At 68.0% G+C, this 18,612-nt stretch carries 14 protein-coding genes; all 14 read right to left on the bottom strand.

Annotation, left to right across the window (positions count from 1 at the left end; genetic code table 11):
• Nucleotides 1-7 precede the first annotated feature (7 nt).
• Nucleotides 8-424, bottom strand: a complete 417-nt coding sequence (locus tag K5H97_RS27785) for a hypothetical protein (protein ID WP_051555623.1) — start codon at nucleotides 422-424, stop codon at nucleotides 8-10.
• Nucleotides 424-1,326 (bottom strand): NAD synthetase, encoded by a 903-nt coding sequence (locus K5H97_RS27790; protein WP_051555624.1) that lies wholly within the window; start codon nucleotides 1,324-1,326, stop codon nucleotides 424-426. Before K5H97_RS27790 ends, K5H97_RS27785 begins: the two co-directional genes overlap by 1 nt.
• A 74-nt stretch (nucleotides 1,327-1,400) precedes the next feature.
• Nucleotides 1,401-2,327 carry a type VI secretion system-associated lipoprotein TagQ gene (tagQ, locus tag K5H97_RS27795; protein ID WP_028689159.1) on the bottom strand — a complete coding sequence of 309 codons (927 nt, stop codon included), beginning with the start codon at nucleotides 2,325-2,327 and terminating at the stop codon, nucleotides 1,401-1,403.
• A 78-nt stretch (nucleotides 2,328-2,405) separates the two neighbouring features.
• Nucleotides 2,406-4,172: a formylglycine-generating enzyme family protein gene (locus tag K5H97_RS27800; protein ID WP_028689160.1), complete on the bottom strand. Its 1,767-nt coding sequence runs from the start codon at nucleotides 4,170-4,172 to the stop codon at nucleotides 2,406-2,408.
• Nucleotides 4,165-5,367: an FtsX-like permease family protein gene (locus K5H97_RS27805; RefSeq protein WP_028689161.1), complete on the bottom strand. Its 1,203-nt coding sequence runs from the start codon at nucleotides 5,365-5,367 to the stop codon at nucleotides 4,165-4,167. Before K5H97_RS27805 ends, K5H97_RS27800 begins: the two co-directional genes overlap by 8 nt.
• Nucleotides 5,367-6,071, bottom strand: a complete 705-nt coding sequence (locus K5H97_RS27810; protein WP_028689162.1) for an ABC transporter ATP-binding protein — start codon at nucleotides 6,069-6,071, stop codon at nucleotides 5,367-5,369. The genes K5H97_RS27805 and K5H97_RS27810 overlap by 1 nt, the downstream gene beginning before the upstream one ends.
• Nucleotides 6,071-9,070: a serine/threonine-protein kinase gene (locus K5H97_RS27815; protein WP_028689163.1), complete on the bottom strand. Its 3,000-nt coding sequence runs from the start codon at nucleotides 9,068-9,070 to the stop codon at nucleotides 6,071-6,073. Before K5H97_RS27815 ends, K5H97_RS27810 begins: the two co-directional genes overlap by 1 nt.
• 7 nt (nucleotides 9,071-9,077) lie before the next feature.
• On the bottom strand, nucleotides 9,078-9,797 hold the full coding sequence (locus tag K5H97_RS27820) for a PP2C family protein-serine/threonine phosphatase (RefSeq protein WP_028689164.1): 720 nt from the start codon (nucleotides 9,795-9,797) through the stop codon (nucleotides 9,078-9,080).
• Nucleotides 9,794-10,450 (bottom strand): type VI secretion system-associated protein TagF, encoded by a 657-nt coding sequence (gene tagF / locus K5H97_RS27825; protein WP_028689165.1) that lies wholly within the window; start codon nucleotides 10,448-10,450, stop codon nucleotides 9,794-9,796. The genes K5H97_RS27820 and tagF overlap by 4 nt, the downstream gene beginning before the upstream one ends.
• A complete protein-coding gene (gene tssM / locus K5H97_RS27830) occupies nucleotides 10,447-13,953 on the bottom strand; it encodes a type VI secretion system membrane subunit TssM (RefSeq protein WP_028689166.1) in 3,507 nt (1,168 codons plus the stop codon). The genes tagF and tssM overlap by 4 nt, the downstream gene beginning before the upstream one ends.
• A complete protein-coding gene (locus K5H97_RS27835) occupies nucleotides 13,950-15,260 on the bottom strand; it encodes a DotU family type VI secretion system protein (RefSeq protein ID WP_028689167.1) in 1,311 nt (436 codons plus the stop codon). The genes tssM and K5H97_RS27835 overlap by 4 nt, the downstream gene beginning before the upstream one ends.
• 6 nt (nucleotides 15,261-15,266) lie before the next feature.
• Complete coding sequence (gene tssK, locus K5H97_RS27840; RefSeq protein ID WP_028689168.1) at nucleotides 15,267-16,601, bottom strand: type VI secretion system baseplate subunit TssK; 1,335 nt, start codon at nucleotides 16,599-16,601, stop codon at nucleotides 15,267-15,269.
• 15 nt (nucleotides 16,602-16,616) lie between these two features.
• The gene (tssJ, locus tag K5H97_RS27845; RefSeq protein ID WP_028689169.1) at nucleotides 16,617-17,117 is read right to left on the bottom strand and encodes a type VI secretion system lipoprotein TssJ; all 501 of its coding nucleotides are present in this window, start codon (nucleotides 17,115-17,117) and stop codon (nucleotides 16,617-16,619) included.
• 49 nt (nucleotides 17,118-17,166) lie between these two features.
• Nucleotides 17,167-18,537: a type VI secretion system-associated FHA domain protein TagH gene (tagH, locus tag K5H97_RS27850; RefSeq protein WP_028689170.1), complete on the bottom strand. Its 1,371-nt coding sequence runs from the start codon at nucleotides 18,535-18,537 to the stop codon at nucleotides 17,167-17,169.
• Between the last annotated feature and the right edge of the window lie 75 nt (nucleotides 18,538-18,612).

The following is an 18,612-nucleotide window of genomic DNA, read 5'->3' on the forward strand; positions in this document are numbered from 1 at the left end:
CCGTTCGCTAACGCCGCACCTTGCGCAGTTCCACCAACCGCCGGCGCATTTCCCGATGCCGCTGGCTGTTGAAAACCAGCAGCGCGAGCAATGGCAGAGCCAGCAAGATTGCCAGCAACACAGCATTCACACCGCTACCGAGCAAGCTCAACGCCATCAGCAAGGCCACTGTGGGTACAGGGAGCACCACCCATGCTGCCCATGTGAAGCCGCGGACCATCGCGAAATGCCCGGAACATAGCAGCAAGACCAGTACAGCGCTGGACATCATGGTGAACAAGGGGTTGTCCGGGTGATTACGCCAGTGACTGTCGATCCACAGCGTTGCTGACAACGCCGCCGACAGGAGGCAAATGAAAAACCCCAGCAAGAACGTCGGGAAGTAACGGCGCATGAAAGTCTGGAATTGCGCAGGCTTCATCATCACTCGATCTCTTCGTATAGCCCTACGGCGATGCTCTGCACCGTTGCACTCCCGGCCAACCCGAAGGTGGCACCGAGCGAGTCGCGCATCAGGGTCTGCGTGGCGTGGCTGATCTCGGTCGGGGTGTAGCGCTTGGTCATGGTCCCTGCCGCCTGCTGCAACTTGATCTGCTTGGCCGTCAGACTCGGGTGCTTGATCGACAGCAGCTCGTCGGTCAGCGCCTTGCGCTGCTGGCGGCTGAGGCTCTTGGACAACTCCAGCCAGCTCCGCCCCGTGGCGGCCTTGTGTACTTGCAGGTACTTCAACGTACTCAGGCCCGACGCGCCGACCCCCAGCAACGAGACGCCATCGAGCACCATCGAGGCGGCCTGGTACCACTGGTTCTCATCGAGGGCATCGTTGGCCGCTGGGTTGGTCACTTCACGAACCGTGCGCATTACACCAATGCCGCACTGGATGCTGCTGGCGGTGGCGGCGGCGCCACCGATATAGGTCAGTACCAGGCTGGTACCGCCGGAAAAAGGTGCGGCAATGGTGCCACTGAACACCACGAACCAGCCGATCACAGCGCCCGCGCAGGAAAGGGTCGTGTTGACCGCCTCCTTGACCACCCGCGACTCGCGCGGATTGTGCTGCAGCTGCTGGGTGTACTGGTCAGGTGTCTGGTACTTCTTGATCTCGCGCAGGATCACGCGCTTGGGGCGGATGCTGCAGATCGGCTGAAACTCACGCAGGGTGACAATGTTGTATTCGGCGTCGATGTACACCACACCGGCACCGACGATACGCGGGTCGGCGTCGATGGCGGCGAACATCTGCGGCAGGTTGATCCGCGCCTGGATGCGCTGGCGTGCCAGGAACTGGGAGTTGTTGGCCAGGGAGTTGACCAGAAGATCTGTCACGGGGTGGTTTCCTTACACAGATAGCAGCACACCCGTGGGAACAGGTTCACCCGATCCCACAGGCGCTCAAGGCATCACACGTTCGGGCACGGCACCGGCGCCCAGTCACCCATGTCCGGGTTGCGGCACATGGCGTTGACCTGGTCGGTACCGGCCTTGGCCACCTGCTGGGCCTCGGCTTTCTTGCCGTTGGCGTTCTGCAGGGTCTTCTCGGTGGCCACCGCTTCCTGTGGCACCTTGGTGTTGGTCTTGGCCGGCTGGACCTTCTTCACGTCCTTCTTCTTGCCGGTGGTCGCCACTTTCGGCGGCTCGGCCACGGCGACCACGTCGGTGCGCGCGACGCCGACCTGCTTGAGGTCCTGCTCGTAGGCCTGGGTGTAGTTGTTCAGGTTCTCACCCAGGCGGCCGTTGACGGTGGTCAGCAGGTTGTTCGACTCCTGCAGGCCGGCAACGATCTCGGCCAGGCGCTTGCGACCTTCGGTGTCGTTGATGCGGCCGGCCTTGCGGTTCTGGATCAGGCTGGCGAACTCGCGCTGGTAGCAGGACTGCGACGACTTGGCGTAGGCGGTGGTGCGGTCCAGGTCGGCGGCGCTCTTGTCGATATCGGTGGCGTACGAGGCGATACGCTGCTTGTCGTCGCTGATCTGCTTCTGACGCTCGGTGTAGTAGCCGGCCGCGCCGCCGACCAGGGCGCCACCGGCGGCACCGATGGCGGCATTGCGGCCACGGTTTTCCTTGTCGACCAGGGCGCCGGTCAGGGCGCCGCCGACCGCGCCGAGCAGCGCGCCGGTGGCGACCGAGCGGGTCATGTCACCGTCGGTGGAGCGCAGGTGCTGCACCGGCTCGTAGCAGTTGGGGTAGTACTCGACCTTGGTCGTGGCGCCGACCTTGGACACGGGCGAGCTGGCGCAACCGCTCAACAGCACGGTGCTGAAACCGGCTGCCAGCAGCAGCGCGGTACGGGCCTGGGATGCAGTGATCAGGGGTTTGCGGGTGAACATGGTCTGGTTTCTCTTCTTGGGTTTCTCGGTATCCGGAGGCTTCGTGCCACCCGGGAGTCCTTTCTGTCGAAGCTGTCCTTAGGGTCGCGGGGCGGCCGATGCCAGCAGCTCCTTGAGGATCGTCGCCGGATCGGCCCGCCGGTTCTGGCGGTACTCCCCGACGTGGCGGACGAACAGGGTGGCGCGGGTCACCAGGCTGTTGCCCAGGACCGGCTTGCGATTGAGCTCTTCCTTGACCCGCTGGAACTGCGCCTGGATCACCGCGTCGGTGTAGCGCGTGCCACTGGCCAGGTTGTCGATGTAGATCGCCACGGCGCCGTCGAGGGCGGCGCGGCCATTGGCGATGGCGGCGCCGTACATGCGCGCGCTGGTCTGGTCGCCCGAGGCCTCGGCCTTGGCCTGGGTGGCCTGCAGGTTGGTCAGGCGGATGTTGTAGTTGTTGACAGTCTCGGCCACCAGGGCGGCGGACTGGATCAGGTTGCCGGCGGCCTCTTCACGCTGGCGGGCGATCAACGAGACGTTGCGCTTGAGCTCTTCGTTGACCAGGCCGAGCTCGGCTTGCTGGCGCGGGTCGGTGGCGGCGGCGATGATGCTGTCCAGGCGCTTGGTCGGGTCCTGGGCGGCGTCGATGTCGTCGGTCAGGCCGGCCAGCCGGCCTTCCTTCTGCCACTGCTCGAACAGTTCCTGGTAGCGTGAGCGCGGGGCCGACAGGGCACCGATGGCTACGCGAAAACCGGTGGTCTCGTTGCGCTGCTCGGTGCCGTCGGCGCCGAACAGCGGATACTCGCGGCGCATGCCAGTGAAGAGGGTGCCCTCGCCCTCGAGGTAGTTGCCGCCCTTGACCACGAAGCCACCATAGGCGCCCTGCAGGCGCCCGGCGTTGACCAGCTGGAACGACTCCTGGACCATCTCGGCGGCGTTGCCGATCACGTCGAACAAGCCCAGCGGGTTGGGCTGCTTGGTACCGATCGGCATCAGCCGCGCCGCCTGCCCGGTGCCGCCGGCGACCTGGTTGAACACCGCGAAGTCGGCCAGCGGTCCTTCACTGTCGGCGCCTTCGACCTTGCGCGGGAACAACCGTCCTTCCAGTTCCTGGCGGCTGACCGCCGAACCACCACGGGCGGCGAACTCCCACTCGACTTCGGTGGGCAGGCGCACGAAACCGGTGCCACCGTCCTCGGCCTTGCTGCCACGGCCACTGACCGGCAGCAGGTCGCGATGGTGCTTCATCAGCCAAGCACTGTAGACGGCGGCGAAACGTTCGGCCTCGAAGCGCGACAGCTTGACCTTGGGCAGGCGCCCCGCCGCGTCGTTGTTCGCCTCGCAGGCCGGCGCCGCGTCGCCGCCGGCCAGCGACGGCGCCTGGGCCATCACCTGGGCGTACTGGCGGGCGGTCACTTCGTACTTGCCGATGAAGTACATCATCGGCGTGAGCGGGCTGCCTTTCTCGACCTTTGGCAGGCTCGGGCCGACCGCCTTCTGCCACTGCGGCGCCAAGTCCTGCAGGCTGAACTGGCCGTTGATGAAGTCGCGTCGGTAACCGGAGATGAACGACTGTTTGTAGCCGGCCTCGCCTTCGCTGAACGGGTAGCCGAGGTTGACCTCGCGGTCGTCGAGGCTGCCCTGGGCCAGCACATAGACGCTGCGCAGCACCAGTTCGCCGCCACAGGGCAGCGGCAGGCTGACATCGCCCGGCAACGGCTTGGGGTTGTCGAACTTGCTGTCGGCCGCGGCCTGCGACTGCACGGCCGGCTTGGCCTTGTCGTCGCCATCGGCCGGGGAGCAGGCACCCAGGCTCAGCGCGGTGAGGATCAGGGCGGCAGCCCCGAGACGGCGATCAGACATCACGTATTCCTTGGCAAGCCTCGATGCGCGCTACCCGCCAGCCGCCCAGGGCGGCGGCGGCAGTGCTGGCCAGCAGCACGGCACACAACGCAACGAGGTAGTGCATGGGCAGCAGGTGGCTGGCGAACTCGCCGGGCACTTGCATGAAAAGCCGGTTCAGGCCGTGTTCGGCCAGCAGGTACAACAGTCCCGCCACGGCGGCGGCCAGAAGGCCGCTGTAGAGCGCCTGGAGCACCACGAACAACAGCAGCGCGGCGGTGCCGAAGCCCAGCAGGCGCAGCACCGCCAGCTCGCGCTGCTTGCGCTCCACCGCCGCCACCGCGCCCGCGGCGATGGCCGCCACGGCGCCGGCCACGGCCAGGCTGGCGATGATCCAGAACACCAGGTCGAGGTTGCGGCTGAGCGATTGCACCTGGGCGATCTGTGCGGCCTGGGTCGAGACCAGCAGCTTGCGCTCGGCGAAGAACTGGCGCAGTGGCTCGACATCGGCCAGCTCGCGGGCATACAGGCGAAACGCCGGGTATACCCGCTGCGCCAGGGGGCCTTGCGCCTCGCCTTGCCACTCCAGTGCCGGCACCGCGCGGCCATCGCGGTAGTCCTCGACGGCTTCGAGCAACTGCAACGACGCGAAAAGACCATCGCGCTCGAACGCGGCCAGGGGCAACACGCTGATGACCTGAAGGCGCGTCTGCCGCCATTGCATCTGCCCGGCCTGCTGGCGGCTGAAGCTGGCCTGCAGCTCGTCCCCGGCCCTGGCACCGAGCTTTTCCGCGGCGGTAAAGCTCAGCACCACCTGTTGCACCCCCGATGGGGCAGCGACCTGGGCCAGCAAGGGATCGCCCTCGGCGGTAGGCAGCATTTCAACCGTCAGGCCACGCCCGTGGGCGGGCAACAGCAGTTCGGCGGTGGCGGCGATCTGGCGGGTGCGCGGGATGGCGAAGGCCACTCCCGGACGCTGTGCCAGTTCGTCGAGGAACTCGGCGCGAAAGCGCCCGCCGCCCAAGGGAATGATCTCGCGCACGCCCGGGTCGCGCTGCAGGCGCTCGGTGAGGCTGCCGACCAGGCCGAACTTCAGGCCGAACAGCACCAGCAACGGCGCGATGACCGCCACCAGCGCCAACACGCCACACGCCGACAGCCGCGCATCGTTGCGGTAGTCCTGCCAGGCCAGCCCGGCGATCAGCAGCGGGCGCATCAGGCGGCCCGCTCCAGCGTTGCCGTGACGCCGCCGTCGGCCTCGCGCCGGCAAGCCATGCGCAGCACCGTCAGCCCGGCCTGGCGGGCCAGGGCCTCGTCGTGAGTGGCGACCACGCAGGTCACCTGGCGCGCCTCGGCCTCGCGCAGCAACAGTTGCATCACCCGCTCGGCGTTGACCGGGTCCAGCGCGGCGGTCGGTTCATCGGCCAGCAGCAGCGTCGGGGCATGGGCCAGGGCGCGGGCGCAGCTGACCCGCTGACGCTGGCCGAGGGACAGGGCGGCAGGTTTCTTGCCCAGCTGGTCGTGCACATCCAGCGCTTCGGCCAGACGCTCGACGCTGCCGTCATCCCCAAGCCCCAGCAACTGGCGTGGCAGGCGGATGTTGCCGCGCACATCGAGAAAACCCAGCAGCCCACCCGCCTGCAGCACGTAGCCAAGGTGACGGCTGCGCCAGCTGGCCAGGCGGTCGAGCTGACGGCCGCGCCACAGCCCGGCGACATCCTCGCCACCGAGGACGAAGCCCTGCGCCGCATCCGGCGCCAGCACCAGCGCCAGCAGGTCGAGCAAGGTGCTCTTGCCGCAGCCGCTGGGGCCGACCAGCGCCACCCGCTCGCCGACGGCCAGGTGCAGCCGGTCGACTTGAAGGCTGTAGCGCTGGGCATCTTGTCCGCGCGTCTTGCGCACCCCGTCCAGGCGGATCATCACGGCAGCGTCGACAGCGGGACACGGTACAGGGCGTCACCCGGCTCGGCGTTGCCGAAGCGCACCCAGTTGGCCATGTCGTTGTGGAAGGTCTCGTAAAGGCGGATCTTCGAGTCCAGCTCGTCGATGAAGTCCTCCTGCTCGGCCACCGACAGCGACAGCCACAAGTCCTGGGTCATGCTCAGGGATTTGCTGCGGTACGGCAGGCCATCGAGGTACTCGCCGAGCACCCCGCCCTGGGCCAGGTTGGCGCCCTTGCGCAGGGCGCCAGGGTCGCGGCTCATATAGGCGCTGGCGCTGGCGATCTCGTTGAAGAAGTCGCCCGGCGAGCTGCGGGTCTTGCGCGCGGCATCGACGATCAGCTTGAGCGACTGCTGCAAGTCGTTGAGTTGCAGCTTGGTGAGCATCACGCACACCTGCAGGGTGGGCAGCGTCGGGTTGGTCAGGTCGCGGTCGGCGGTCCAGGCACTGACCAGCTGCGGCGCCTGGCTCGCGCCATGGCGGCCGAGGAAGTCCATGTGCATGGCATAGCCGATGGCCTGGGACTTGGCGGCCAGCCCCGAGGCCGAGGTCAGCAGCGGCACCGGCTGTGGTTGCTGGTTGCGCACTTGGTGCACCAGCTCGGCGAAGGTCGAGCCAATCTCGCGCACGCGCTCGCCGAACACGCCGACCTCGCCCCCCGGCACGCCGACGTAGAGGTCGCCAATCTGCGGGTTGCTGTCGGCGGTGAGCACGCGGTACTGGCTTTCGGCCGCGCCGTGGTTCTTTACCCCGGCCGGGGTGCGCAGGTGCAGGGCGTAGATCTTGATCTGCTTGCTCAGCGCGGCCTGGCGCACCTCGGCCTCGTTCATCTGGGTGCCGCTGAACGGGTCGCTCTTGCGCAGTGCGCCGGCATCGCTGACCAGCAGGATGAGGCGCCCGCCGTAGCCGGACCAGTCCATGCCCTCGACGGCCTGCATCACCCCGGCGAAGGCATCTTCGTTGAACGAATGGCTGGAAACGCTGGTGGCCTTGACCTGCGAGGCGGCCTTGAGGAAGCGCGCCGGATCCCGGCCCTCTTCCAGGCTGACCAGCGTCTTGCTCAGGTACTCGAGGCCCGGGGTGCGCTTGATGTTGTTGCGGAAACCCACCAGGCCGAAGCTGACGCTGTCCAGCTCGCCCCGGGCCGCCAGTTGCTGCTGCAGCTCGCTGACCACCTGGCGTACGCGGTCGATATAGGGCTGCATGGACACCGAGGTGTCCACCACCAGGACGATGCCGGTACGGAAGCTGTTGTCACCGACCGCCGCCACGCCGGCCGCCTTGGGCGCGCTGTCGCGGGCACTGGCGCCGGGGTCGATGGAGGCGATGTTGAGCAACTGCACCGGCTGGCCGCCGGCGTCGAAGCTTTCGCGGTAGTCGAAGATCGGCATCAGGTAGAACTGGTTCTGCGGCACGGCGCTGGCCGCCGGCTCCAGGGCCATCACCTGCGGCACCTGGTCGGGGTGGTTCTGCGCCTTGAGCAGGCTGTCGCGGGCCTGGGCGGTGTCGTCGAGCAGGTGCTGCACATCGTCCACCTGACGCATGAACATCACCGGCGAACGGCCCGAGCGCTCGGTGAACTTGAGCACCAGGCTCTGTTTCCAGTCGCTGGTCTGCGCGGCCGGCAGCCAGCCATCGCGCTGGCCGTCGCTGGCGGCGCCGACCTGGACCCAGGCCTGGCCGCCGACATCCTTGCGCTGGTAGACGTAGAGCACGGAGAAGGCCGGCAGTTTCTCGCCCGAGGCATCGCCGGGCTGGGCCACCAGCTGGGCATCGGGCTTGGTCAGCACACGCTGGAACAGGGTCTTCTTACCGGGCATCAGCAATGGGCGGCCATCGTCCGAGGCGGCGACAGGCGTGATCTTGGGTTCGGCGGGAGCCACGCTGTCGGCGGGCGTCTGCGCCACCGGTGTTTCTGGCGCGGGCGCGTCACTGCCGCCGAGCAGCCAGAAGAACGCGCCACCCAATCCCAGCGCCGCCGCGATCGCCACCGCCAGCACGGCCTTGGCCGGTTTGTTCGATCCGGACTTCACGGCGGGAGCAGGCTTGGGTTCGGGCTGCCGTACAGGCTCGGCCACAGGAAGGGCTTGCGGAATGTCGATGGACACCGGTTGCGGGGTGGTGGCCGGCGGCGGGATCGGCAGCGGGCGCACCAATGTGCTGTCGTTGTCCTCGACCGGCGCCTGGACCGTCAGGCGGTCCAGCGCGGCCAGCAACGCCGTCGCATCGGCGAAACGCTCATTGGGGTCCTTGGCCAGCAGGCCACGCAGGATGTCCTGGTAGCGGCCGTGCTCGATGGGCAACTCAGGCAGCGGCTCGGTCAGGTGCGCCAACGCCGTGGACAGCGCGTCGGTGCCGCTATAAGGCAGCTTGCCGACCAGGATCTCGTAGAGCACCACGCCCAGCGCATACAGGTCGGCGCGGCCGTCGATCTCCATGCCGCGCGCCTGCTCCGGGCTCATGTAGCTCGGCGTGCCGACGGCGAAGCCAGCCTGGGTGAACTGGGTGCGGTCATCCAGCGACTTGGCGATGCCGAAGTCCGACAGCACCGCGGTGCCGTCGGCGCGGAACAGGATGTTGGCCGGCTTGACGTCGCGGTGCACCAGGCCCTCGGCATGGGCATAACCCAGCGCCTGGGCGATCTGGCGCACGTAGGCGAGGCCCTGCCCGGGCGTCAGCCCATCGGCGATGCGCTCCTTGAGCGTGCCGCTGGGCAGGTACTCCATGGCCATGTAGTACAGCTCGCCGACATTGCCGATGTCGTGGATGGTGGCGATGTTCGGGTGCGCCAGCCGCGCCAGGGTGCGCCCTTCACGCAGGAAGCGCTCGCAGAAGGTCGGGTCGGCGGCCAGGCTCGCCGCCATGATCTTCAGCGCCACCTTGCGCTGCAGGGAACGCTGGGTGGCGAGGTACACGCTGGCCATGGCGCCTTGGCCAAGCTCGCGCTCGATATCGAATCCGGGGATCTGCATGTCCATGATGTCTTCAGTTCACCTTGACGACCACTGCGGTGATGTTGTCCGGCGCGCCCCGGGTCAGCCCCAGGTGCACCAGGCTGCGGACCACCTCGTAGGGGTCGGCGTGGCCGAGCACCTCGGCGATCTCGTGGTCCTCGGCGGTCTTGTTCAGGCCATCGCTGCACAGCAGGTAGGTGTCGCCAGGCCGCACCTGCAGGGCCACGGCCTGCAGGTCGAGGTCATCCTCGACGCCGATGGCGCGGGTGACGATGTTGCCGCGCGGATGCACCCGCGCCTCGGCCTCGCTGAGCAGGCCGCTGTCCTGCAGCTCCTGGACGTAGCTGTGGTCGTGGCTGAGGCGCTCGATGCGGCCATCGCGCAAGCGGTACAGACGACTGTCGCCGGCCCACAGGCCGATAGCCTGGTCGCCACGCGCCGCCAGCACCACCACGGTGCTGCCCATCATCGCCACGCCACGGCGCACGGTTTCCTCGCGCACCATGCCGTTGACCCAGGCCAGGCCGTCGCGCACCTCGCCGCTGAAGTCGTCGAGCGAGTCGAGCCTCGGCAGGCTGCGCAGGCTGTCCATGGCCAGGCTGCTGACATAGTCGCCCGCCGCATGGCCGCCCATGCCGTCGGCCACTGCCCACAGGCCTGCCCAGGTCAACTCCAGGCAGGCATCCTCGTTGATCTTGCGCACCATGCCGACATGGCTGTAGCTGGCCGCGGTGTACTGCAGGTCGGTCATTCGCTGCGCGCCTCGCTACCCAAGAGAAACCCGGCGAAGTCCTCGCTGCGCGGCAGGCCCGCGCAGCGCATCAGACCCGGGGCGATACGTTCGGAACCCCTGCCCCACCACAGGCTCATGCCCTCGCAGGCGCATTCGGCCAAGGCCAGTGCGCGCCCCTGCGGCGTGGTCGCATCCAAGCGCTGCAACCCACCGACAGTCACTTGAGGTCCCTGTAGGAGCGGCCTCGCGTCGCGAAAAGGCTGCAAAACAGCCTCGAACTCTTCAAAGGCAGCACTCGGTTCAAGCGTCGCCAGCAATGCCTCCTCGACCGCCTCGAACCACTCCTCGGCCCCGGCCACCACAGGCGCCAATGGCTGCCCCGGCTCCAGCACCTGGGCCACGGTCAGCGGAAAATACCGCCCGACCCGGTCGATGCTTGGCATCAGCACGCCGATGACCGCCTCGGGCCCGCACAGCCCCGGCGCCAGGGCGAATCGCCACAAGGGGCTGACCAGGTAGGCCTCGAGCCATCGCTCGGCCAGCGCCTGCTGGCTGGCCTGCATCCCCGCCGCCAGCCACTGGTCCCAGGGCTGGATGAAGCTGTTTGGAAGGCCGCGGCTGACGAAGTCGCCTCGGCTGGCCAGTTTTCCGTAGAAACCCACGTCGTTCACAGGTGCTCCGGCAGGCTGAAACCGCTGAGCACTCGGCTGCGGAACGGGTTGAAAGCGCTGCTGGCACGCAGCTCGTAGGACACGCTGGCGCCATCGACGCGCAGGCGCAGGTTGAAGCGTTCCGGCGAGCTGCCGGCCACCAGGTCGGACTGGTCGAGCAGGCGGAACCAGGCCCAGGGGCCTTCCACGGTCAGGCCGGAACGGCCGGTGGCCGAGGGCGGCGAGATCGACAGGCGCACCACGCCGATGCTGTTGGGGTTCGGCCACTGCAACGCCACCGGCCGGCTCGGACCGTGGTCGTAGCTGACCTGCTGGCCATCGAGGTCGAGCAGGAACTGGGTGATGGTCGCGTCCATCGCCACCGGCTTGAGTTCGAAGCGCACGCCCGGCTGCACGCCGTTGCTGTTGCGGAAGAACGCATCACGAATGCTCGCCGCGCGCTGGAAGGTGTACAGCACATTGCTGTTGATCCCCAGCTTCTGCGCCGCGCCCGGCTGCCAGCTCCACGGCGTGCTCGAGGTGTTGACGTAGGGTTGCAGGTACTTGCGGAAGTAGTTGTCCATCACCCCGCCGACGCCGAAGAACAGGCCGAAGTCCTCCAGGGTGGCGTCCCGCGTGCTGCCGGCCACCAGCGGGTAGCGGCCGCTGAGGGACTGGCGGTAGACGTTCACCACCTCGCTGGTCCAGGCGGCATTGAGCTGGTTGCGCACGCCGCCCATGACGATGTTGTGGGTCGACCCAAGCACCGACCCCACCAGGTTCTGCACCACCTTGGGCTGGCGCGCCGCCCCCAGGGCGACACGCTGCGCGGCGGCCTGGGCCTGGTTCTTGGCCTCGCCCAACAGCGCGTCACCGCTGGCGCCGACCATGGCGCTGACCTGCACGTACAGGGCATTGAGGTCGGTGAGCAGGCCATCGATGGCCGCAGGTTGTCCTTCGCCGGTTTCCACCAGCGCGGCCAGCTCGGCGAAGTGCGCGGTCACCGGGTCCACCTCACGGGCAGCCGGATTGTCGCTGGGCAGCGGCGCATCACCGAGCAGGCCGCCGAGGCGCTGGCGCAGCTGGTCGACACCGGCCTGCTCGGCCTTGGCCTGGACCTTGTCGAGGGTGCTCGGCTGCGCCAGGTTGGTCTCCTTGGCGACCGCCTGCAGCAGTTTCTTCATCGGCGAGGTCGGCCCGGACAGCACCCGCAGCACATCGGCGGCCTGGCCGACGCTGGTGATCGGCACGAAGTCCAGGTCGGTCAGCAGCGCATCCCAATGGCGGATGTAGTCCTGGTAGTACAGTTGCAGCACATCGTCGGCCAGGCGCTTGGCATCGCCCGATTCGCTGGCCTCGCGGCCCAGCACCCAGCGCTCCTCGGCCAAGGTCTCGCTGTGGGCCAGGCTGGCGGCGAGGAATGCCTTGCGGTAGCCCTCGACGGTGAAGATGCCCGGCAGCGGCTCGCTCAGCGGCTTGCCATTCTTGAAGCGGAACACCAGCGCGGCATCGCGGCCGGCGGCGTCGCTGACCCGGAAGTCGCCGACCCCGGTCGGCAGTTTCTGGCGTTTGACCCGGTCGTAGACGCGCTGGGCCACCGGCAGCTGTTGCAGCTGGCGACGGGTGTCGTCGATCAGGCGCTGGTCGAGACGGGCATTGGGCGGGCGCTTGTCGAACAGCGCCGCCAGGTGCTGCTCCAGGGCCTGGCGCAGGTCCGGCGCCAGGTCGCGGGGCAGGCTGCGTTCCCAGTCGAGGGTGACCCAGGCCTTGATGAACTCGGCGTCGTAGTGTTCGCCGTCGGCCAGCATCAGGTAGGCCTTGAGCCCCTCGTAGAGGTAGTCGGACGGGCCGCCGGCATACAGCTGCTCTTCGATGCGGGTGACCAGGCGCGGGGCGAAGATAGCGATCAGCAGCTTGCGGTAGACGCTGTCCGACTCACCTTCGAGCATGTCGCCCTGGTACAGACCGAAGCCTTCGGCCCAGCCGGGCGGATCCTCGGCCAGGCGGCGCACGCCGTTGAGCAACGGCAGGACGTCGACCACGTTGCGCTGGGCCGGGCTCAGTTCCTGCACGCTCTTGCCCAGTGGCTTGAGGCGGCCGTCGACCTCGGCGATGTATTGCTGGTTGGCGCGGTAGCTCAGGGTCCACAAGGTGCCGACCACCAACACCAGGGCCACGCTCAGGGCCAGGGCACCGCGGGCGATCCACTTGCGCCGCTGCTCGACCTTGGGGTTGCTGCCAACCAGGCCGCGTTCGGCGAAGGCCACGGCGCTGAACAGCTTCTCGATGAAGTAGCTGCGCCCGGTGCCGTTCTGCCGCGCCAGGTGGGCACGGTCCAGGCCCATGCTCTGGGCCATGCTGCCGATCAGACGGTCGATGGGGCTGCCTTCCTGGGTGCCGCTGGTGAAGTACACGCCGCGCAGCAGCGCGCGTGCTTCGAAGGCGTTGGGCTTGAAGATGCCGTCGAGGAAGGTCTTGAGATTGCCGCGCAAGGCAGCGAACTGCTGGACGAAGCCGTAGACCAGATCGCGCCGCGCCGGGTCGCGTTCCTGCTGCAGGCGTTCGACCAAGCGCTGGTTGAGGCGCTGTTCCAACAGGGCGAACTCGCTGCCGAACTGGGCCAGCGGGCCATCGCCGTGCTGGCCGTCATCCAGGGGGAAGGTCATGCCCCACACCTGGGCGCGCTCTTCCTTGCTCAGGTTGTCGAAGAACTCCATGAAGCCCGGCACCAGATCGAGCTTGGTCAGCATCAGGTAGATCGGGAAACGCACGCCCAGCTGGCTGTACAACTCCTGGATGCGGGTGCGGATCGCCGCCGCGTGGGCGGCGCGCTCGGCGTCGCTGCCCAGCAGCAGGTCGGACAGGCTGATGGCGATGAAGGCGCCGTCGATGGGCCGGCGTGAACGCTGGCTCTTGAGCAGGTCGAGGAAGCCCAGCCAGGCCGCCTTGTCCACCTGGGCATGGCTGTCCTGGGTGGTGTAGCGGCCGGCGGTGTCCAGCAGCACGGCCTGGTCGGTGAACCACCAGTCGCAGTTGCGCGTGCCGCCCACGCCACGGATGGCGCCCTCGCCCAGCTGCGCCGCCAGCGGGAAGTGCAGGCCGGAGTTGACCAGCGCGGTGGTCTTGCCCGAGCCGGGTGGGCCGATGATCACGTACCACGGCAATTCGTACAGGTTGCGTCGCTCGTCACCGCCCAGGCGCGCCTTCTTCAGCAGCACCAGGGCCTCGTCCATGCGCTGGCGCAGGGTCGCCAGCTCTTCGGCGGTGGCAACGCCGGCAGGGTCCGGCGCGGTCTCGGCAGCCAGGCTCTGCATCACCTTGGCCGCCTGGCGCCGGGCCTGGACGATGCGCCACACGCGGTAGGCGATCCACACCGCGAACAGCAGGACGATCAGCACCAGGCGCGGCGCGGCCGGCACCAGCGCATCGAGCAGCGGACCGAGGAACCAGATGATCAGGCTGAGGGCGAGCAGGCCCAGCACCGGGACCACCCAGCGAATGACAAAACTGAAAAACGCCTTCACTCGACGCCCTCCGCCAGAACGGTGATTTCAACCCGGCGATTCTTCGCCCGGCCCTGCGCGCTGTCGTTCGACGCCAGCGGCTCGGTGTCGCTCAGGCCCTGGGCACTGAAACGCCCAGGCTGGCCGGTGCGGGCGGCGAGCAGGTTCTTCACCTCCTCGGCACGGGCCTGGGACAACGCCCAGTTGGACGGGAAACGCAGCGTGGCGATGCGCTGGTTGTCGCTGTGGCCAGTGACTTTGACGTTGCCCTTGACCTTGGCGACGGCGTCGGCAATGCGCAGCATCAACGGCTCGAAGTCACCCTTGATGCTGGCGCTGGCCGAGGCGAACAGCTCGTCGCCGCGGATGGTCACCACCGAGCGGTCCACCGCGTCCTCCACGGCGACCCGCCCGGCCTTGATGTCCTCGGCCAGGAAACCGGCCAGGCGCGGTCGCTCGACAGGTTTGGGCTGCACCACCGGACGGTCCATGGCCTGCACCGGGATCTCGCCCAGGGCATGGATGCCACGGAACACCGGCTCGGCGTCGGCGGCCAGTTTCAGGCGCAGGCCGAACAGCACCAGCAACAGCAACGCCAGGGCCAGGGCCAGGCCAACCCAGGGCGGCACGAACTGCGCCAGGCGATCACGGGTCACGGTAACGCCGCGCCAGTGCGGCGACAGCTCGCGCTCGATATCGCCACGGGCGCTGCGGATGGTCGCGGCGGTGCGCTCGCGCAGGGCCTCGAGCTGAGCTCGGCCACCGTTCATCACCCGGTAGCGGCCTTCGAAACCAAGGCTGGTGCACAGGTACAACAGCTCCAGCAGGTGCAAGCGCTCACGCGGACTCTGCAGGCAGTGCTCCATCAGTTGGAACACCTTCTCGCCGCCCCAGGCCTCGTTGTGCACGGTGATCAGCAGGCTCTGCTTGCCCCAGTCGCTGGCGCTGCCCCACGGCGTGCTGAGCACGGCCTCGTCGAGCGCGGTGCACAGGGCGTAGCGCGCCAGCAGCACCTCGTTGCGCGCGACCCCGGCGGCCTCGGCGCGCTCCTCGAACTGACGCAGGTAGGCCAGCAGCTGCGCTCGCAGGCTGGCAGGTGCCGGGTGGGCGATGGTGTTGCGCAAGCGGGTGAGCAACGCCAGCAGCGGGCCGGCCGCCTGCTCCAGCGGGTTCAAGCCCACCGCCTGGCCCGGCGCCAGTGGTTCGGCCGGCACGTTCAGTGGCGGCGCTGGCGGCGCCGATGCTGGCGTTGCCGGCTGCGGGCCACGGCCACCGGGGCGCGGCATGAACTGAGTGCGGTCATTGGCCAACGGATCGTCCGATTGCATCGCGGCTTATCCTCGAATGGCCCAGAAGGCCAGGTTCAGGCCGGGGAACTCGCCGGCGACGTAGAAGGCGAAACCACCGGAATGCTGCAGCTGCTTCCAGTGTTCGCTGCCTCGGTCGAGCTCGAAATAGGTGGAGCCGGCATGGAACGGAATCTGCCGTGGCGCCACCGGCAGCGGCAACAGGCCGATGCCCGGCAACTGCAGGTTGACCAGGTCGCGGATGTGCTCCACCGCGCCGATCTTGCTTTGCTGGCCGAAGCGGCTGCGCAGGGTCTCGCTGGGCACATCGGCGCGCACTACCAGGACGAAGCTGGCGCTGTCGAGCAGGCTGCGGTCGGCCAGCATGCCGACATGGATGCCGTAGGCCTTCTCGACCAGCGGGATGGCCACGGCCTTGCTGTCGATCAGCATCGACAGGGCCTCGCGCAGGGCGGCCAGCACGGGTGCAAAGGTGGCCGCCAGGTCGTCGTGTTGATACACCGGGTATGCCTCGGGGCGACGACCTTCGCGGGTGAAGGTGGCGAACTCGCCGGCCAGGGCCACCAGCTCGCTGTACAACCGCTCGGGGTGCAGCGGCGTCAGTTGGTTAAGGTGCTCGACCAGCGGTTGGGCGCGGTTGACCAGTTGCAGCAGCATGAAATCGGCGATCTCCGAGGCACCGCCGTTGGCCGAGGCCACCACGCGCCCGGCCAGGGCCTCGCCGCGCTGGTGCAGCAGGCCGAGCAGCTCGCCACGGAACCCCGACAGCAGGTTGCTGGCGGTTACGTCGAGCAGCGGCGGGATGTAGCCGTCATCCAGCACCAGGGCGCGGTCGGCGCGCTTTTCCCGGATGCGCACCACACCCAACGCGGCATAGTCGCTCAGGCCGTCCTCGGCGCGCAGCAGGCGCAGGGCGCGGCTGCCCAGGGCCAACGGCGCGCGGTTCTCGAACGGGGCGTTGTCGTCGCGGACCTCGCTGATACGGCTGACATAGCGCGCACCGTCAGGCGCTTCACCGTCGTCGACGGTATCGCGGGCACCGGCGCGCTTGAGCGGCAGGCCCAGGTAGATCACGCCATTGCGCAGGTCATCGGGTATCTCCAGCGGCGCGGGTGGCAGGTCGTCACGCGGGATGTCGAACGGCGTACCGTCCGGCAGCAGGCCACGGGCGCTGAGGATCGCCAGCTTACCCTGGGCCAGCAGGCCTTGGTCGACCAGCAGCTCGGAAAAGCCCCAGGCGGCGGCGTGGAGCGGCCGGCTGCGAGCATCGACGAAGTTCTCCAGGTAGCGGTCGTGTTGCTGGAAGTGCTGGGTGGTGATGAACATCCCTTCCGACCAGACCACGCGATTGTTCCAGGACATGGGTTCTCCGATTGCCTAGCGGGCGGGCTCAGGTTGTGGGGTGGCCACGGCGCTGCGCACGGCGCGCACATCGAGGCTGATCTGATAGTCGCGGGGCGGAACCGGCAGCACGCTGCGCCACTGGGCCTGGTCAACCTCGCGGTAGCCGACCACCAGGCCGACCTGGCGCGTGGCCGGGTCGAGCGGACGCTCAAGGCGCAGTTGCTCGCCCGGCTGGAGCAGGACCTCGTCCTGGTCGATCAGGTCGGCGGCCAGGGTCGCCTGGGCGCGTTCTGCCAATGCGAAATAGTCGGCGCGGGCGAAGGCGGCGCTATTCTTCAACTCGTAGATGCGCACCCGCACCGGCGCGGGCGTGCCGCTGGCGCCGGGGTTGAGCCCGGCCGCGGCGCTGAAGTACAGGGTGATACCCGTGGCCGGCGGCGCCGCGTCGGTAACGGCGGGCTCGACCGGGCTGTCCTTGCTGCAGGCACTGAGCAGCACCATGGCCAGGGCTGCGATCAGTCTCGTTGCACTCATCCTCGTCCTCATGACGTTCTGTGTTCTTCCTGTGCTCCGGGCGTTGGCCTCAGGAGCGTTGCATGCGTTGGCTATGGGCCTCGTAGGCGCGGCTGAACTCGCGGCCGAACAGGTCCTGGAAGTCGTCTTCGGTTTCCCGGGAAATCTGGCTATAGAGCTCGGTGAACTGCTGCCAGCAGTGGGCCTGGCGCGAGCCGCCGAACAGCTTGGCCAGCCCGGCGGCGGGCGCCAGGCGCTGCTCCAGGCGAGCGGGTTCGAAGCGTTTGAGCAAGTGCTTGATGGCCGCCTCGACACCCGCCATCACCGCCAGCTGGTGGGCGCGCAGGTCGTCGAAACTGTCGCGCACCGCCTGGTCCGGGGCCATGAACGCCTGGTTGCCCTCGCGCAGCAGCAACAGCAGCGCTTCGTCGGCGTTGGGGGCGAATTTCAGCGGGTTGTTGCGCACCGGGGCGATGGTGGTCTGCTGCATGCGGAACTCGCCCTTCAGGCTGCTGCGCGCGCGCAGCACATCGATCAGGCCTTCGACCATCAGGCGGTAGCTACGCCCGACCGCCTCCATCTGCGCGGCGGCATCGGCCGCATCAATGCGCAGGTGCTCGATACCTGCGCCACGCAGGAAGGCCTGCAGCAACGCATCGCTGGCGTCAGCCGGGCCAGGCGCAGGTGCCGACACGGCAGTGGGCGGCGCAGGCGTGACGACCGGTGCCACCTGCGCTACCGGCTCTGGCAGGGGCGGCGCGATGACAGGCGCAGGCTGGGGAGCAACGGCGGGCGTTTCGTCGAGCAGGTTCCAGTCGTCGGGGATCATGCCCGGCGCGGCGGGCATGGCGGCCGGCACCGGCGCGGGCGGCGGCGCCACTGGCGTGGGCGGGCGAAAGTCATGCTGCTGGGCGGGGACATGATCCGGCTGGCTGGCCGGCGGCACGCTGGAAGGGCCGAGAAAGTCGAACAGGTCCGGCAGGGTGTCGTGGCTCGAGGCCCCCTGCAGAAACGCGGCCGGCGCGCCGACGATGGGCGCGCTCGGGGCGGCCGCCTGGTTGGCCATCAAGGCTTCGAAACTATGGGCCTGCGGCTGCCCGGCAACCGGGATCGACAGGCCGGCATCGATGCGCGCCTGGATCTCGTAATCGCCAATTCGAATAACTTCACCGTCCATCAACGGTTCGCTGTTACCGCGACGCAGGCGAATACCGGCATGCACCAGTTCCACGCCGTTGGTGCTGTTATCGGTCAAGTAGTAGCGGCCGTCCTTGAACTGAATCACACAATGTTTCGAAGAAACTAGGCGTTCGGGATCGGGCAGTACCCAGTCATTATCCGCCGCACGACCTACGCTGATGGCACCGTTTTCCAGCAACTTCTCCGGGCATTGCCCAGGGGTTATCTTGTGATAACTGGTAATGGTCAGGCAAAGTGCCATCACGCCTCCTTGCATATATATGAAACACTCACACATCCATTTGAGTGGATTCGCGAGCCCGACCCCGCTTTCCGG

This window comes from Pseudomonas mosselii (assembly GCF_019823065.1).
GTDB classification, from domain to species: domain Bacteria; phylum Pseudomonadota; class Gammaproteobacteria; order Pseudomonadales; family Pseudomonadaceae; genus Aquipseudomonas; species Aquipseudomonas mosselii.

Coding starts and splice junctions, on each gene's coding strand:
- K5H97_RS27785 (WP_051555623.1), bottom strand. CDS start 424: ATGATGAAGCCTGCGCAATTCCAGACTTTCATGCGCCGTTACTTCCCG.
- tagQ (WP_028689159.1), bottom strand. CDS start 2,327: ATGTTCACCCGCAAACCCCTGATCACTGCATCCCAGGCCCGTACCGCG.
- K5H97_RS27800 (WP_028689160.1), bottom strand. CDS start 4,172: ATGTCTGATCGCCGTCTCGGGGCTGCCGCCCTGATCCTCACCGCGCTG.
- K5H97_RS27805 (WP_028689161.1), bottom strand. CDS start 5,367: ATGCGCCCGCTGCTGATCGCCGGGCTGGCCTGGCAGGACTACCGCAAC.
- K5H97_RS27810 (WP_028689162.1), bottom strand. CDS start 6,071: ATGATCCGCCTGGACGGGGTGCGCAAGACGCGCGGACAAGATGCCCAG.
- K5H97_RS27815 (WP_028689163.1), bottom strand. CDS start 9,070: ATGGACATGCAGATCCCCGGATTCGATATCGAGCGCGAGCTTGGCCAA.
- K5H97_RS27820 (WP_028689164.1), bottom strand. CDS start 9,797: ATGACCGACCTGCAGTACACCGCGGCCAGCTACAGCCATGTCGGCATG.
- K5H97_RS27835 (WP_028689167.1), bottom strand. CDS start 15,260: ATGCAATCGGACGATCCGTTGGCCAATGACCGCACTCAGTTCATGCCG.
- tssK (WP_028689168.1), bottom strand. CDS start 16,601: ATGTCCTGGAACAATCGCGTGGTCTGGTCGGAAGGGATGTTCATCACC.
- tssJ (WP_028689169.1), bottom strand. CDS start 17,117: ATGAGTGCAACGAGACTGATCGCAGCCCTGGCCATGGTGCTGCTCAGT.
- tagH (WP_028689170.1), bottom strand. CDS start 18,537: ATGGCACTTTGCCTGACCATTACCAGTTATCACAAGATAACCCCTGGG.